Origin of the sequence: Actinoplanes awajinensis subsp. mycoplanecinus, from assembly GCF_001509495.1 — a bacterium.
Taxonomy (GTDB): Bacteria; Actinomycetota; Actinomycetes; order Mycobacteriales; family Micromonosporaceae; genus Actinoplanes; species Actinoplanes palleronii.
On the sequence record NZ_LLZH01000331.1, the window covers coordinates 1 to 15,238 of the forward strand.

The window sequence follows — 15,238 nt, forward strand, 5'->3', positions numbered from 1 at the left end:
GGATTCGCCCTGGCGGCGAACCGGCTGCCCCTGCCCTGCTTCGCAGGGAATCCGTTTCCTCTCCGGCCTGAAGGCCGGAGTATCCACGGAGGTATCCGACGACCGTCGCCCTCGTCGAGCACTACGGCTCCTGGGCCTGCGGCTGGAGCAGCCAGACGGCCGGCCGGCCGACGGCGCGCTGATCGTGGGATGGAGCGGTGTTCGAGGCGTCTCGCCGAGGCCACCGACCCGGCCGTCCCGGGCCGCGCGGGTCTACCTCGACGTGCTGCACTTCCACCCGTTCGTCGACGGCAACGCGCGGTCGGCGGCGCTCGCGCTGTACTTCGTCCTGGCCCGCGAGGACGTGGTGCTGGACCGCGCCGCCCCACTGCTGATGACCCGCTGGCCGGCTGCTGAGCCCCGCAGCGCCGAAGGCCTGGCCGGCTTCATCGCCGTGCTCATCAGACAGACCCGCCGTTGACACCATCCGCGTGAACCGCTCGACGCGGGATGGGTTTTGGCTGGCGCTCAGGGGTGCCTCCGCAGCGCGGAGGCACCCCTGGGGCCCAGCCGGGACCTGGGGGCGCGCTGCGGCCTGGAGTGGGCCGCAGTCGCGCGCGGGGCCACCAGGGAACCTGGCTTCTAGCCTGCGGCGGGGCGCTCGGTAGTCGTACCGAAGAAGGGGTGACCGGAAGTGGACAGCCGGCCTGGGGCTGGGGTCACTGGCGGGGGCCGTGGATCTCGTGGTGCAGGCGTTGCATACGTTCGTCGAGGCGGGCGGCGTCCTCCGCGGCGGCGGCCAACTCGGCGCGCAGGGCCGCCGGGACGTCCGCGTCGTGCTTGTAGTAGATCTTGTGTTCGAGGCTGGCCCAGAAGTCCATCGCCACGGTGCGCAGCTGGACCTCGACCGGGACCGCGACGACCTGGTCGGAGAGGAAGACCGGGATCTCGACGATCAGGTGCAGGCTGCGGTAGCCGTTCGGCTTGGGCTGGGCGATGTAGTCCTTCGTCACGACCAGGTGCACGTCGGGCTGGCGGGTCAGCATCCGGGCGACCGTGTAGACGTCCGGGACGAAACCGCAGACGATCCGGATCCCGGCGATGTCGCGGATCCGGGCGCGCATGTCGTCGAAGGTGAGCGGGCACTCGATCCGGCGCGCCTTCGCGGTGATGCTGGCCGGGGTCTTCAGGCGCGGGCTGACGTGCTCGATCGGGTTGCCGCGGCCGCGGTGCGCCAGCTCCTCGGCCAGAATATTGATCTTCGTGCCGATCTCCGCCAGACCGAATTTGTACACCATCAGGAACTTGTTCACGTCGGCGAACCCGTATGCACCGAACGGCCCGGTGACGTTGTCGTCGGGCGTACGCCGAGCGAGTTCCCCCAGCCCGGACTGCTCGGTCGTCACGATCAACTACTCCTCGGCGCGTCCGGTGACTTCCTCCACCGGACAATCGGCATTTCCGCACCGCACGGTAGCCGACTGCCGCTCGACCCGGACGAAAAGGTCAGCCGTTCTCACCCCACCTCCGGCGGGACCAGCGTCGCGGCGGTCGGGGTGAGGGCGCAACGGGCGGGGTGACCGGACCTGACGCGGGCGGGGTCGGCGCCGGTGACCGGGCGGCATTCACCCTGATGGGTGACGGAGCGTCGGCACCCGCGGGTGGTCACCGGTCGGATCCGGGGACGGGGGGCGGCTCCCCGGCGTACCCGAGGAATGCCTTTGATCGTCAATTCTTCGCCCGTGACCTGTGGCGCGTCGGCGCTGGGCCGGTTTCTTGTCCGCTCGACGCTGGCCCAGCAGGACGCCGGCCAGGACCAGGGCCAGGCCGCAGACCTGGCGGGCGCCGAGGGTCTCGCCGGAGACGGCCGTGCCGAGCAGGACGCCGGTCACCGGGTTGAGCAGGCCGATCAGGCCGACCGTGCCGGCGCTGAGGTGACGCAGGCCGGTGAACCAGGCCGCGAAGGCCACCGCGGTCGCCACCACCGTGACATAGGCGAACGCCACCGTCTCCCGCGCGTCCAGGACCGGCGGCACGCCCTCGACCAGCACCGCGGCCGGGAGCAGGATCAGCCCGCCCGCGATCAGCTGCCACGAGGTCAGCGAGAACACGTCGAGGCCGGCGCTCCACTTCTTCGCCAGGACGTAGCCGAGCGACGACATGGTCATCGCGGCGACCGAGGCGAGCACGCCGCGGGCGTCGACGGCGACCGGGCCGGTGAACAACATCAGACACACGCCGCCGACCCCGATCCCGGCGCCGGCCAGGTGCGCGGCCCGGGGCTGTTCGGAGAGCGCCGCCCAGGCCATCAGCATCAGCCCGACCGGCGACGTCGCCATGATCGTCGAGGCCACGCTGGTCGGGAGCAGCTGTGCGGCCAGGTAGATCAGCGCGAAGAACGCGCCCATGTTCAGGCTGCCCAGCACCAGCGAACGCCACCACCATTCGCCGGAGGGCAAACGTCGGCGGACCAGCAGGAGCAGCAGGCCGGCCGGGAGCGCGCGGATCGCGGCGCCGTAGAGCGGGTAGTCGGCGGGGAGGTAGCGGTGGGTGACGAAGTAGGTCGTACCGAACGCGATCGGGGCGAACGCGGTGATCAACGGCCACCGCAAGGTAGCTTCCATGGAAGACAATATAGCTTCCAAGGAAGCTATATTGGCAAGATGAGTGAGACGTCCGATCACGTCGCCCGGATTCAGCAGGCCTGGGCCCGAGAAAGGCCAGACCTTGACGTACGACCACAGGGCGTCATCGGCCGCCTGCACCGCCTGGCCGGGCACCTCACCGAGGAGTTGCGCCTGGTCTACCGGCGGTATGGGCTCGGCGAGGGCGAGTTCGACGTGCTCGCCGCCCTGCGCCGGGCCGGTGCACCGTTCGAACGCGCGCCCGGTGAACTCGCCACGCACACCATGGTCACCACCGGGGCGATGACCAAGCGCATCGACCGGCTGGAGCGGGACGGGCTGGTCACCAGGCGGCGCAGCTCGGGTGACGGGCGGTCGCGGGTGGTCGCGCTGACCGAGGCCGGGCGTGACCTGATCGACCGGGCGTTCGCCGAGCACATGCGCAACGAACGGCGACTGCTCGACATGCTGGCGCCGGACGACGCGGAACGGCTGGAGGCGATCCTGGCGACCTGGCTGGCCGGTTTCGAGTCCCCCTGAGCTCGCCGGCCCCGTCGCTTCGGGGCCGCTGGGCCGGGCGTCCTTTGTGCATACTTCAGGTCCTTGAGCGACGGGGGCGGACATGCACGCGGAATACCTCCGGGACGCGGCGATGACTGCGGCGATCTTCGGTTTCTTCACGATGAACTGGTTCGGCTGGGCGTTGGAGGGGCCCCCGGTGTCCTGGCGGCGGTGGTTGATCGGTGGGCTGGTGCTCGCTGGGCTGACCTGCGCGGCCGGAGTGGTGGTGGCGGTCCTGCACTGGTCGGACGGGACCGTTTTCGATCCGGATACCGGGCGGGTGTTCGGGATCGTGGTCGGGGTGGAGTTCGCGGTGGCCGGGATCGGGGCGGCCGTGCTCGGGGTGCGGCGGCGGGCGGCGTGGATCCCGGTGTGGATCGCGTTCGTGGTGGGGGTGCATCTGTTCCCGGTGGCGGCGATCCTGCACTACCCGGTGATCCATGTGGTGGCGGTGCTGGTCACGGCGGCTTCGGTGGTGGCGATTCCGGTGGCTCGGCGGCGGGGGCTGCTGCCCAGTGCGGTTGTCGGGGTGGGCACCGGGGTTCCGCTGGTGGCGGGCGGCGTCTATTCGCTGGTCAGTGCGGTGGTGGCGTTCTGAAGCTGTTCTTGCTGTCGGCGCGGCGGGGCGCCGGTTCGGGCGTGGAGCGCTGCGCACCTTCACACTCCACGCCGCCCCGGCGCCCTGCTCGGGAACTTATGGCGACTCCTGATCGGGGGGTGGCGCTCAGCCTCGCAGGCAGATCAGGACGGCACGGACCCGGCGGTGGCCGTCGGTCCCGCACCGATGACGCCGAGCAGCCAGGTGGCGGGGTCCAGCGCCGAGAGTGCACTGGCCACTGCCATGAGCAGCAGCAGACATGCGGTCAGGGCCGTGATGACACCGAGGGTGCTGTGCATGAATTTGACGCGGGCGCTCAGGTCGCCGCCGACACGCCGCTTCCAGACATGGGCGCTCGCCAGGGCGGCCGCCACCATCAGCGTGGCGGCAACCGCCACCGTGACCCAGTGGTATCGCTCGACCTCGCCGAGCAGTGCCGTCAACGCGGGAGAGCCGGCGTGCGGGCTTGCCGGTGCCGCCAGCGCCTCGCGCATTTCACTCACCGTCTGCGCTAATTGCCCGTCGGTGGTCCGACCGGGTAGCAGCGGCAGCAAGGCGACCAGCGGGACGGCCGTGGCCTGGATGTTCAGCACCAGCACTCCGGTGGCGAGAACCGTCGACACCGTTGCGGCCGTGGCAGCCACCGCGAGCCAGGGCCGGAATCGCAGGTATCGCCGCCACAGCGCGGTGGCGAGCAGGGCGAACACAACGACCGACGCCGTGCTGATCACCACTTTGATGGCATGCCATTGGAACCAGTAGTCGACCAGCGTCGTCAGGTCGGCGGGGAACGCGGCGGTTCCGCTTCGCCAATAGTCGGCCAGAGCACGCCCGAGGGCGTCCTGCCGTGTCGCGTCATTGTTGTAAGCCCCGAAGGTCGGCTCCAGGAGGGCTGCGGGGGCGAGCACGAATGCCGTCACCAGAGCTGCGCCGGCCGTCAGCAGCAACCCGATCACTGATGTCGAATGCAGTCGAATATTTCGGCGGTCGGAACCCGTTGCCGTGATCGGTGGAAATCGCATGGTGCGACGGTAGAGAAGGGACCGCTTGGAGCGCGATGGTGCTGGAGATAGCACCGTCGGGTGGGGTTGCCCTACCCCCTGCGGTATACGTAGCTCTACCCCCAGGGCGAGTTTCACCGTTGCCCTATGATCGGCCGGCCGGGGCGCGGGTGGGTCCGCACTCGCGTCGAGGGGAGACGGTGCCCGATGGACCTGCGTGAGCTGTGTTTTCACCTGCGCCACCGACGCCGGATGTACGTCTTCGACGATCGCTTCCTGACCGTGGTCGGTTTCGTCGAGGGCTACAACAGCGCACTCGATGGCAGGCCCCTGCGCGGATTCCACGATCACGTGGCTGAGCGCGTCCTGGGCCGGTATTCCCCTCGCCACTGGAGCATGATCATTGCGTCGGCGGAGCCGCTTGTGGCTGCCCGGGGCGATCGAGATCTCCATGACCTGCCGCAGGAACTGCAGCTCAGCTTGACGCATCGCCTGGTTGATCTCCTCGAGGAATACGCAGACCAGAGCCGAGACGCCTGATCCGGGCTGCTGACTGCACAACCAGCAGGCGCAGGATCCCCTGATCTACGTGTGCCCCTGGCCGGTCGGTCAAAGAGGCGGGGCTGGTTCTGCCGGCCGTTGTGGAGGCCGCGTCCGAGTGCGGTCGCGGCAGGCGCCCAGGACCGCGACCCGCCGACCACCCCGCCTGGCAGCCGACCGCTGCCCCCCCAGCGCCCGTGGGCCGGTGACGGTCGTGGCGTGCGCCGCGCGGACCGGGCGTCTGGGCACTGGTAGCGACGGGTGGCATGCCGACGGGCTCGGCGGGATGCCATTTCCCGGAGGGACCATTGGATAGCGAGGCCAGGTTTTCGCGGAATAGTCAATAGGGAAATTCGGCGACGTAGACAGCACGGTTCCGGTAAAGGCAAGCTCGTGAGAGGTCTATCGCTTAACCGGGTGTTTTTGCTTGTCCGGGTGGCAGCCGGGCGGAGGGTCGCTTTATTGTTCCGGCTACCGAAGCGACTTACTCCGATAGGGGACTTTTCTTATGCTCCCGGGTTCTCTGACTGACGCGGAAACTGATGCGATCGCGGAGGAGCAGCGATTTCTCGATCGGGCCGTGGCACGGCGGGATCGGCTGACCGAGCACCTGCGGGACGAGCTCGAGGCTGCCGTCGCGGACGAGTTGGGCGTGGCCCGGCAGCGGATGCTGCGGCGCCAGCACGAGGAGCTGGTGCGGGCGCGGGACGGGCTGGTGTTCGGGCGGCTCGACGCGCTGGACGGGACCGTCCGGCACGTGGGCCGGGTGGGGCTGCGCGACGAGGACGAGACCGCCGATCCGCTGTTGCTGGACTGGCGGGCGCCGGCGGCACGGCCGTTCTACACCGCGACGGCGATCGATCCGCAGGGGCAGGCGCGGCGCCGGCACGTGCGTACCGCCGGGGCGGTGGTCACCGGGGTGAACGACGAACCGCTGGACGGCGCCGGAGACACCGGGCTGGTCGGGGAGGGTGCGCTGCTCGCGGCGCTGGACGAGCGGCGGACCGGGCGGATGTCGACCGCGATCGCCACGCTGCAGCGCGAGCAGGACGACATCGTGCGGGCCGAGGCGACCGGGCCGCTGATCGTGCAGGGCGGTCCGGGCACCGGCAAGACCGTGGTGGCGCTGCACCGGGTGGCGTATCTGCTCGTCACCCACCGGCAGATGGCCGAGCAGGCGGTGCTGGTGCTCGGGCCGTCGGCGCGGTTCCTGGAATACATCGGGCAGGTGTTGCCGGCGCTCGGTGAGACGGCCGTGGTGTCGGCGACCTGCGACACGCTGGTTCCCGGGGTCGTGGTGGGGCGCGAGGAGGACCGCGCGGTGTCCGAGATCAAGGGGCGGGCGCTGTGGCAGGCCGTTTTTGATCGGTACGTGGGGGCGATGGTGCCGCGCGCCCGGCATCTGCGGCTGCGCTGGGCGGGTGAGGACTACGTGATCGGCGGGGCCGTGGTCACCCAGATCGTGGCGTCGGCGACGCAGGGGCGTTCGTACCATCGGGCTCGTGCGGTCTTCGCCGAACAACTACATCTGGTTCTCGCGGAGGCGGTCGCCGAGCAGCGCGAAGCGATGCTCGCGGCGATGGAGGAGGGTTTCGAGGACATCCTGGCGCGGGTCGACCGGGGTTTGCCGGGCGGGCACGTCGGGGCCAGCGCCAGTGACGTGGACGGGCTGCTCTCCGAGGAGGAGATCGAGGAGCTGCGGGAACGGATCGCGGAGGATGCGGCGATCGCCCGGTTCGTCGAGTTCTGGTGGCCGACCCGGGAGCCCGCGGCCGCGCTGCGGGAGTTGCTGAGCGACCCGGCCGCGCTGAGGCGGTTCGCACCGGAGCTGTCCCCCGAGGAAATCGCCCAGGTGGTGGCCGACCGGGCGCCGGTCGCGGCGGACGAGGCGCAGGTGGTGGCCGACCAGGCGCTGGTCGTGGCAGACAAAGGGCCGGCGCCGCGAGCCGCCGCCGGCACCTCGACGGAAGCGGCCGGCCAGGCGGCGGACGCCGATGACCCGCGGGGGACCGGCGAGCCTCGGCCGTGGGCGGCTGGGGACATTCCGCTGCTCGACGCGCTCGCCGATCTGCTGGGCGAGTCCGGCCCGGAGACCCCGCCGCCGGGTGGGTCGGTGGCGGAGCACGCCCGGCGGCAGCGCGGCTGGGTCTATGGGCACGTCGTCGTCGACGAGGCGCAGGAGCTGTCCGAGATGCAGTGGCAGATGGTGCTGCGGCGCTGCCCGACCCGGTCGATCACCGCGGTCGGTGACATCGACCAGGCCGAGGCGTCGCACCGGCACACCAGCTGGGCGCAGGCGGTGCAGGCGACCCTCGGTGAGCGGTGGACCGCCGCCGAGCTGACCATCTGCTATCGCACGCCGCGCGAGGTGATGGCGCTGACCGGCCCGGTTCTGGAACGGGCCGGCAGCCACAACACTCCCCCGCGGGCGGTCCGCTCGGCGGGCATCGAGCCGTGGGAGCTGACGGTCACCCCGCAGACGCTCCTCGAGAACGCGGAGCAATCCGTGGCGGCGCTCCGGCAGCGGTGGGCCGGCGGGACGGTCGGGGTGGTCGCTCCGGTGAGCAGGGTGGGTGCGTTGCGGGTGGCGCTGCCGGACGTACCGGTGTTGACCGCGACCCAGGCCAAGGGCCTGGAGTGGGATGCCACCCTGGTCGTCGACCCGCAGGGGATTGCGGCGGAGCCGCGTGGCTGGAACGGCCTCTACGTGGCGTTGACCCGCTGCACCCAGGAGCTGGGGCAGCTCGCGCTGGCCCCTTAAGAACGAAGGGGGCCGAACGGCAGGTTCTCGCCGCGGACCAGGAGGCCGGAGACGCTGACCGCGATCGTCTGGCGCAGCAGGTCGGTGAAGTCCACCTGCATGGCGGCCACCTCCGGGTCCGCGGCGTAGGCGGCCCGCAGCGCCTCGGAGGGCTGGCAGGCCGGCCAGGCCGCCGCGATGGTCAGCACGATGGTGGCCACCAGGCGGGTGGCGTCGTGCGGGCCGAGCTCCGGCACGCAGCGCCGGATCAGGCCGACCTGGAGCACGAGCGCGCGCCCGGTGGCCCGCTTGTATTCCAGGGCGACCGCCGCGGACACGTTGTGCTCCAGCACCGTGGCCTGCGCACTCCACAGGTCGCACAGCACCGGGCGGCGAGAGACGGTCTCGGCGATCACGGCGGCGAGCCGGTCGCCGCGCTCGCGAGGGCTGCCAAAACCCGCGATGCCGGAGGCAGCGGCGACAGGCGGAAGGACCTGGTCCAACTCCGCGAGCCACTCCCGCGACTCCGCGTCGAGCAGCTCGAGCAGGATCGCCTCGCGCGACTCGAAATACCGCAACACGTTCGATTTGGCCAGCCCGACCCGGCGGCTCAGCTCGTTGAGGCTGAGTTTCGCGACCGGCATCTCGGTCAGCATCACGGCCGTGGCGTCCAGGATCTGCCGCCGCCGCTCGCTGCGCTGCTCCTCCGTGTGCGCGCGCTTGAAATCCACGCCCTGCATCCTACAGACCACCAGTCTCTTGCGTAAAGAACCGCCGGTCTGTTAGCGTTGCCGAGCAACAGACCGGCGGTCTTTAAGGAGATGTCATGTACCAGGTGCCCAGCATGCGAGGAAAGCTCGCCGTGGTGACCGGCGCGAACAGCGGCACCGGCCGGGTCGCCGCGCAGGCGCTGGCCGCGGCCGGCGCCGACGTGATCCTCGCGGTCCGCGCGCCGGAGAAGGGCGAGCGGGCCCGCGCCGAGATCCTCGCCGCGCACTCCCGGGCCGACCTGCGGGTCCGCCGTGTCGACCTGGCCGATCTGTCCTCAGTGCGCGAGTTCGCCGACGGCCTGATCGCCGACGGCCGGCCGATCGACCTGCTGGTGAACAACGCCGGCGTGATGATGCCGCCGCACCGGATCGAGACGGTCGACGGCTTCGAGCTGCAGCTGGCCAGCAACTACCTCGGCCCGTTCGCGCTGACCGGGCGGGTGCTGCCGCTGCTGCTCGCCGCGCCGGCCGCCCGGGTCGCCACGATGAGCAGCGGGGTCGCCACCCGGGGCCGGATCACCTTCGACGACCTGCAGTCGACCCGGTCCTACAACCCGACCGGCGCCTACGCCCAGTCGAAGCTGGCCGACCTGATGTTCACGCTCCAGCTGAGCGACATCGCGGCCGAGCAGGGCTGGGCGCTGCGGTCCACCGGCGCGCACCCGGGTTATGCCCGCACCAACCTGCTGACCTCGGGCCCGACCCTCGGCGGGCGGCTCGGCCCGGTGATGCGGATCGCCACGAAGCTGATCCCGTCCCAGTCGGCCGAGCGCGGCACCGAGCCGCTGCTGTTCGCGGCGACCAGCCCGGACGCGACGCCGGGCGGCTATTACGGCCCGCGCTGGAACCTGGTCGGCCCGTCCGCGAAGGCGGCCGTCACCAGCCGCGCCCGCGACACGGCAGTCCGCGCCCGGCTGTGGGCCGAATCGGAGCGCCTGACCGGTGTCACCATGCCGATCACCGCCTGAAAACCGGCGCCCGGCCGACAGCAAGAGGCAGCCAGGGAAGAGGCCGGCCGCAGGAAAACCGGCCGGGGAAGAGTCCGTGGGAAAGGCCGCCGGGAAAAGGCGATCAGAATTGGACGATGCGGCCCTCGCGCGGCGGGGTCCGGCCGCCCAGCACGTCCAGCCACGCCTGCCGCAGATCGGCCGGTCCGGCGCCGGCCCGCACGTCCAGCCACTCCCCCACCACCGCCGCGAACCGCTGCCACGCCTCAGCGAACCGCTGGTCCAGGCCGTCCCGGCCCCAGTCCTCGCGCCGCTTGCGCATCTGCACCGGCGCGAAGAACACCTCACCGGCGGAGTCCGCGTTCGGGATCTGGTTGGTCAGGCCGACCGCCACGTCGCGGACCAGCCGATCCCCGAGGTGCTGCCGCAGCGCGGCACGGTTGTCCGGTGCGCCGGACAGGTCCAGATAGGCGGTGGGCACGACCGCCAGAGAACCGATGTCACCGTACGACAGCACGTCGTCATAGCAGCCCAACGTCTTGGTGAAGTCCACGTTGCCGGGCGAGGTGAGCCCGATCAGCCGCGGGCCGCGCCCGTGCAGCTCGAACGCGGCGGCGTACGCGGTCTTGCTCGACGCCGACGAGAGCACCAAACTCTCCGCGCCGTAGTAATCGTTATCGGCCACCTGGTCGGCGAGCATGAACGAGGTGAAGAACAGCGGCCGGAACAGCACCAGCAGGTCCTCCTGATCGGCCCGGTACGCCGGGTCCCCCACCGTCGACCGGTACGCGTTGTACGGCGACGGCAGCGTGGCCCGGTGCGCGCTGGCGTCCCGGAACCCGGTGGCGTCCACCCGCTCCGGCCGGACCACCAGGTGACCGGCCGGCGGCAGGTAGCCGTACACCCGCTGGCCCGCCTCGACACCGGCCACCGTGGACGCGATCACCTCGGCGAAGCCCCACAGCGGCGGCAGCCCCCACTCCGCTCCGAGCCCGCGCGGCCAGCCCGGGAAGAACTCCCAGTACCGCATCGCCTCGCCGAGCACCGCGTAGGTGACGTTGTTGGCGGTGAGCCCGACCCGGTCGACCCGCAGCAGCGCTTCCCCGTCGGCGAGCACCGGCGTCGCGCCATCGACGAGGATGGTTCGAGCGAGATCGTCCCGGGCGACGGCGAACGTCCACGTATCAGCCATGCAGAGACGCTAAATTCCCTGCCCGGACCAGACAAGTGCACTGAGAGTGCAAAATCTCACCGATAGTTCGTCCGGCAACGGTGCAACGGCGCCGGCCGACGGGACATCGGTGCTGGCCGAAAGGACGATCGGCCCTGACCGCGACGCCCGGCTAGCTCGATGGTGGAAGGTGAGAGAGGGGAGTTCGCGATGACCACGCGACCACGGCTTTCGCAGTGCGGGCTGAGCGCGGGCAAACGGGCCCGGCTGCACCGCATCCTCCACCAGCACGGGCTGGGCAACGGCACGGCCCTGTTCCTGCCCTACGACCAGGGCCTGGAGCACGGGCCGCGGGACTTCTTCCCGGATCCGGCCGCCGCCGACCCCCGCTACATCATCAAGCTGGCCCTGGAGGGCGGGTTCAACGGGATCGCCGTCCAGATCGGCCTGGCCGAGAAGTTCTACTGGGACTACGCCGGTGAGGTGCCGTTGATTCTCAAGCTCAACGGCAAGACCGACATCCCGTCGGACCGCGATGCCCTGTCACCGTTGCACGCCTCGGTCGAGGACGCGGTACGGCTGGGCGCCGACGCGGTGGGCTACACCCTCTACGTCGGATCCCCGGCCCAGGTGCCCGACTACGGCCAGCTGCACGAGGTGCGGCGCGACGCGCAACGGTTCGGCATGCCGCTGGTCGTCTGGGCCTACCCGCGGGGTGCGGCGATCGAGCAGAAGGGCGGCAAGGACTCGTTCTACGCCGTGCACTACGCGGCCCGGGTGGCCAGCGAGCTCGGCGCCGACGTCGTCAAGGTCAACTTCCCGCACCCGGAGAAACAGCAGGACGTCCCGGACCCGTACCACACGGCGTTCACCGCGCAGCAGGCCATGGACGCTGTGGTCCGCGCCGCCAACCGCACCCTGGTGCTGGTCTCCGGTGGCAGCCGCGCGGGCGACGAGGCCATGCTGGAGAAGGCCGAGGAGTCGATGGCGGCCGGCGCGACCGGACTCATCTTCGGCCGCAACGTGTGGCAGCGCGAGCACGGCGCATCGCTGCGCCTGGTCGAACAGCTGCGCCAGATCCTGGCGAAGTACCCCACCACGCCGAAGGTCTGACCGGCGACCCTGCACGGCGCGCGCCCGACGGCTCAGCGTCGCCGAGCGGGCGGACCGGCACGCGATGTTCAGGAGGTGACCACGTGAACGCCTCACCCGTCACACCGGTCGTCGCCGGGGTGAGCGGATCACCGGCCAGCCGGCGCGCCGTCGAAGCGGCGGCCCGGGAAGCCGCCGCCGGTGGCCATCCGCTGCGCCTGGTGCACGCCTTCAGCTGGGTCCCGGACCTCCCGGCCCACCCGGGAACCGGCGGTGACCTGCTCCGGCAGGCGCGAGCCATCGCCGGCCGGGTCGCGCCGCAGCTGCGCGTCACCACCGAACTGCTCGAAGGCGACCCGCTGACCGGGCTGCTGCGCCTGTCCCGCCGGGCCGCGCTGACCGTCGTCGGCGACGGTGATCTGAACGACCACGTCTGCCTGCCCCGGGACGCGACGGCGGTACAGCTCGCGGCCCGCGCCTTCGGCACCGTGCTGGTGACCCGGGCGGCGCCGCCGCCACCCGGCCCGGTCCTGCTCGGGGTGAACGGATCCGCCGTGCCGGACAGCGTGCTCGGCCTCGCGTTCGACGAGGCCGCCCGCCGGCACACCGGCCTGCTCGTCGTGCACGTGGGCGAGGCCGCGGACCCGGTGCGGCCGCTCGACGAGGTGATCGCCTCGCGGGCCGCCGGGCACGGCGTCGCCGCCGAGTTCCGGATCCTGCGCGGCGACCCCACGGCGGTGCTGCGCCAGGAGTCGCAGGACGCGTCACTGATCATCGTGGGCGCCCGGGGCGACCTGCCTTACCACGGGTTGCTCGGATCGGTCACGCAGACGCTGCTCCACCACGGACGGGGACCGATCGTCGTCGTCCGCCGCCGGACCGGGCCGCCGGCCGGCCGGGACCACACCGCGCGCTCGGTGCTCGGCGGCGCCGGGACCTGACCGATGACGGCTTTCGCTCCGGCGACACCGAGGAAAGGAGGCACACGATGAACGAGAACAAGTCCCGCCGCTACGGGCCCGGTGCCGGCGGTGGTGGGGCGATCTACGGGCTCGGGCTGATCGGGGCCCTGGTCTACTACTTCGGGACGGCCGAGAGCTTCGGCAACGGCGTGCTCGGCGTCCTCAAGTCCCTGGTCTGGCCCGCCTTCGTCGTCCACGACCTGCTGCGGCTGCTCGGGAGTTGACCACCGCCCGGCTGACCGGGCCCGGCGGCGGTCAGCCGGCCGGCGTCGGCTCACCGCCACCGGCCGGCTCGACCCGCGCCTCGACACCGGGGAAGAACACGCTGGTATGACCGTCGTTCAACCAGCGGACCTGGTACGGCGGGCGGCCGTCGTCATGGGTGAGGGCGGTGACGATCCCGATCCGCCGCGAGTCGCCCAGGTGGACTCCTTCGACGATGATGCGGTCGCCGATCTGAGCCTTCATCGTGTTCTCCCCTCCGGAGACACCCCGTCTCCTCGATGTCCTGGCTCGGATCCAGGATGTCCCGCCCGTCGGCATCCGTCCCAGGGTCGAAGGTCCCACAACCGGGCGGGCCGGCGCCGCGGGCCGGCGCTCGGGACCTTCGGCCCTGCCGGACCGGCCCGGCGTGCCCGATGGTGGAACGGCGCCCGGCCGGACCGGCTCGTCGCGATCGGCCGGGCCGTCCGCGGGGTGACCGGGAGAGGGCCGGAGGACCAGGATGGGTGAGGGCGGGGCGTTGCTGCTCCTGCGGCACGGCCAGAGCGTGAGCAACGCGGCCGACGTCTTCACCGGCTGGGACGACGCTCCGCTGAGCGATCTCGGCGTGGCACAGGCCCACGGCGCCGCGGCGGCGTTGCTCCGCCTCGGCGTGCGACCGACCGGCGTGCACACCTCGCTGCTGCGGAGATCGATCACCACCGCGGAGATCGTGACGGGCGTGCTGGGCCGCGAGTGGATACCGGTACGACGGTCCTGGCGTCTCAACGAACGGCACTACGGCGCCCTGACCGGACGGGACAAGCGCGTGGTCGCCGCGGAGGCCGGCGACGCGCTCTGCCGTGCCTGGCGGCGATCGTTCGCGGTCGCACCGCCCGCGATGGACGAGGACGTGGCCGCGGTGATGTACGCCGACGCCCGGTACGCGGGCCTGCCGCCCGAGGCACGGCCGCGCACCGAGAGCCTCGCCGACGTCTGGCGACGGACCCTGCCGTACTGGACCGACGTGCTGTTCCCGCAGCTGCGGTCCGGCGGCACACCGCTGGTGGTCGGGCACGGCAACAGTCTGCGGGCGTTCGTGATGCACCTCGAGGGGATGAGCCCGGCCGACGTGGAACGCCTGGACATCCCGACCGCGGTGCCGATGCGGTACCGGCTCGACCGGCACGGCGCCCCGGTGCCGGAGCCGGGTGGGCGGTATCTCGATCCCGTCGGGGCCGGGGACCCGGTACGGATCGGCCCGGCCCGCGGCAGCCGCTGACACCGGGCGCCCCGGCCGGTCATCGCGCGGTGTAGCCGCCATCGGTCAGGAAGTACGACCCGGTGATGTTCGACGCCCGGTCCGAGACCAGGAACGCGACGAGCTCGGCGACCTCCTCGGAGCGGCCCAGCCGGCCGATCGGGTGCAGCGCGCTGACCCCGGCGATCACGTCGGGATCGGCGGCGGCGAGCAACGGCGTGTCGATGAACCCGGGTCCGACACTGTTGATCCGGATGCCCTGCTGGGCGTACTCGATCGCCGCGGACTTGGTCATCCCGACCACCCCGTGTTTGGCGGCCACGTAGGCGACCGCCATGCCGAAACCGACCGAGCCCAGGATGGAGGCCATGTTGACGACGGCCCCGCCGCCGGAGGCCAGCATGGCCGGGATCTCGGCGCGCATGCTGTAGAAGACACCGCTCAGGTTCACGCCGATGACCCGGTCCCAGCCGTCGAGCGGATACTCGCCGGTGGGCGCCTGCGGACCACCGATACCGGCGTTGTTGACCGCGATGTCGAGCCGGCCGTACGCCGCCAGGGCGGCCTGCACCATCGCGGCGCATCCCGGCGGATCCGAGACGTCCACGGCGAAGGACAGGCCGTCGCCGACCTGCTTGGCCACCCGCTCAGCGGCCTCCACGTCCCAGTCGGCGACCACCACCCGGGCGCCGCGCCGCGCCAGCAGCACCGCGGTCGCCTCACCTATCCCCGAGCCGCCGCCGGTCACGATGGCGACCTTGCCGGCGAGGTCCTGTTCCATCTCAGCCTCC

General features: G+C 71.5%; 17 protein-coding genes. 10 read left to right on the top strand and 7 right to left on the bottom strand.

Features of this window, described 5'->3' with window-relative positions:
- Nucleotides 1-460: Fic family protein (locus ADL15_RS56180; protein ID WP_232344953.1), on the top strand; the 460-nt coding region annotated here is incomplete at its 5' end.
- A 238-nt stretch (nt 461-698) separates the two neighbouring features.
- On the opposite strand, the gene ADL15_RS45460 is transcribed toward ADL15_RS56180, so the two are convergent.
- The gene (locus tag ADL15_RS45460; RefSeq protein WP_232344954.1) at nt 699-1,385 is read right to left on the bottom strand and encodes a GTP pyrophosphokinase; all 687 of its coding nucleotides are present in this window, start codon (nt 1,383-1,385) and stop codon (nt 699-701) included.
- 219 nt (nt 1,386-1,604) lie between these two features.
- On the bottom strand, nt 1,605-2,603 hold the full coding sequence (locus tag ADL15_RS45465; protein WP_067705986.1) for an EamA family transporter: 999 nt from the start codon (nt 2,601-2,603) through the stop codon (nt 1,605-1,607).
- A 39-nt stretch (nt 2,604-2,642) separates the two neighbouring features.
- Here ADL15_RS45465 and ADL15_RS45470 point away from each other — a divergent pair, with 39 nt between their 5' ends.
- Both ADL15_RS45470 and ADL15_RS45475 read left to right on the top strand, forming a co-directional pair.
- The gene (locus ADL15_RS45470) at nt 2,643-3,143 is read left to right on the top strand and encodes a MarR family winged helix-turn-helix transcriptional regulator (protein ID WP_067705987.1); all 501 of its coding nucleotides are present in this window, start codon (nt 2,643-2,645) and stop codon (nt 3,141-3,143) included.
- An 82-nt stretch (nt 3,144-3,225) separates the two neighbouring features.
- Complete coding sequence (locus ADL15_RS45475) at nt 3,226-3,762, top strand: hypothetical protein (protein WP_067705993.1); 537 nt, start codon at nt 3,226-3,228, stop codon at nt 3,760-3,762.
- A gap of 143 nt (nt 3,763-3,905) precedes the next feature.
- Here ADL15_RS45475 and ADL15_RS45480 read toward each other — a convergent pair whose 3' ends face one another.
- Nucleotides 3,906-4,784, bottom strand: a complete 879-nt coding sequence (locus ADL15_RS45480) for a hypothetical protein (protein ID WP_232344955.1) — start codon at nt 4,782-4,784, stop codon at nt 3,906-3,908.
- 186 nt (nt 4,785-4,970) lie between these two features.
- Between ADL15_RS45480 and ADL15_RS45485 the strand changes: the two genes are divergently transcribed.
- Together ADL15_RS45485 and ADL15_RS52305 are read left to right on the top strand one after the other, a co-directional pair.
- The gene (locus ADL15_RS45485) at nt 4,971-5,303 is read left to right on the top strand and encodes a hypothetical protein (RefSeq protein ID WP_067705997.1); all 333 of its coding nucleotides are present in this window, start codon (nt 4,971-4,973) and stop codon (nt 5,301-5,303) included.
- Nucleotides 5,304-5,883: 580 nt separating this feature from the next.
- The gene (locus ADL15_RS52305; protein ID WP_232344956.1) at nt 5,884-8,064 is read left to right on the top strand and encodes a HelD family protein; all 2,181 of its coding nucleotides are present in this window, start codon (nt 5,884-5,886) and stop codon (nt 8,062-8,064) included.
- On the opposite strand, the gene ADL15_RS45495 is transcribed toward ADL15_RS52305, so the two are convergent.
- Nucleotides 8,061-8,774, bottom strand: a complete 714-nt coding sequence (locus ADL15_RS45495; protein WP_198171292.1) for a TetR/AcrR family transcriptional regulator — start codon at nt 8,772-8,774, stop codon at nt 8,061-8,063. The genes ADL15_RS52305 and ADL15_RS45495 overlap by 4 nt on opposite strands.
- A gap of 95 nt (nt 8,775-8,869) precedes the next feature.
- Between ADL15_RS45495 and ADL15_RS45500 the strand changes: the two genes are divergently transcribed.
- The gene (locus tag ADL15_RS45500) at nt 8,870-9,781 is read left to right on the top strand and encodes an SDR family oxidoreductase (RefSeq protein WP_067705999.1); all 912 of its coding nucleotides are present in this window, start codon (nt 8,870-8,872) and stop codon (nt 9,779-9,781) included.
- Between the two features lie 103 nt (nt 9,782-9,884).
- On the opposite strand, the gene ADL15_RS45505 is transcribed toward ADL15_RS45500, so the two are convergent.
- On the bottom strand, nt 9,885-10,952 hold the full coding sequence (locus ADL15_RS45505) for a DUF2855 family protein (protein WP_067706000.1): 1,068 nt from the start codon (nt 10,950-10,952) through the stop codon (nt 9,885-9,887).
- 189 nt (nt 10,953-11,141) lie between these two features.
- Between ADL15_RS45505 and ADL15_RS45510 the strand changes: the two genes are divergently transcribed.
- The 3 genes from ADL15_RS45510 (at nt 11,142) to ADL15_RS45520 (ending at nt 13,209) form a co-directional block, all read left to right on the top strand.
- Nucleotides 11,142-12,044 (top strand): class I fructose-bisphosphate aldolase, encoded by a 903-nt coding sequence (locus tag ADL15_RS45510; protein ID WP_067706001.1) that lies wholly within the window; start codon nt 11,142-11,144, stop codon nt 12,042-12,044.
- An 83-nt stretch (nt 12,045-12,127) separates the two neighbouring features.
- Complete coding sequence (locus ADL15_RS45515) at nt 12,128-12,964, top strand: universal stress protein (RefSeq protein ID WP_067706002.1); 837 nt, start codon at nt 12,128-12,130, stop codon at nt 12,962-12,964.
- Between the two features lie 47 nt (nt 12,965-13,011).
- Complete coding sequence (locus ADL15_RS45520; protein ID WP_067706004.1) at nt 13,012-13,209, top strand: hypothetical protein; 198 nt, start codon at nt 13,012-13,014, stop codon at nt 13,207-13,209.
- A gap of 31 nt (nt 13,210-13,240) precedes the next feature.
- On the opposite strand, the gene ADL15_RS45525 is transcribed toward ADL15_RS45520, so the two are convergent.
- Nucleotides 13,241-13,453: a DUF1918 domain-containing protein gene (locus tag ADL15_RS45525; protein WP_067706005.1), complete on the bottom strand. Its 213-nt coding sequence runs from the start codon at nt 13,451-13,453 to the stop codon at nt 13,241-13,243.
- Nucleotides 13,454-13,709: 256 nt separating this feature from the next.
- On the opposite strand from ADL15_RS45525, the gene ADL15_RS45530 reads away from it, so the two are divergent.
- Entirely contained in the window at nt 13,710-14,468 is a 759-nt protein-coding gene (locus tag ADL15_RS45530; protein WP_067706006.1) for a 2,3-bisphosphoglycerate-dependent phosphoglycerate mutase, read from the top strand.
- A gap of 19 nt (nt 14,469-14,487) precedes the next feature.
- Here the strand turns inward: ADL15_RS45530 and ADL15_RS45535 are convergent, their stop codons facing one another.
- The gene (locus ADL15_RS45535; protein WP_067706008.1) at nt 14,488-15,228 is read right to left on the bottom strand and encodes an SDR family NAD(P)-dependent oxidoreductase; all 741 of its coding nucleotides are present in this window, start codon (nt 15,226-15,228) and stop codon (nt 14,488-14,490) included.
- Nucleotides 15,229-15,238 lie beyond the last annotated feature (10 nt).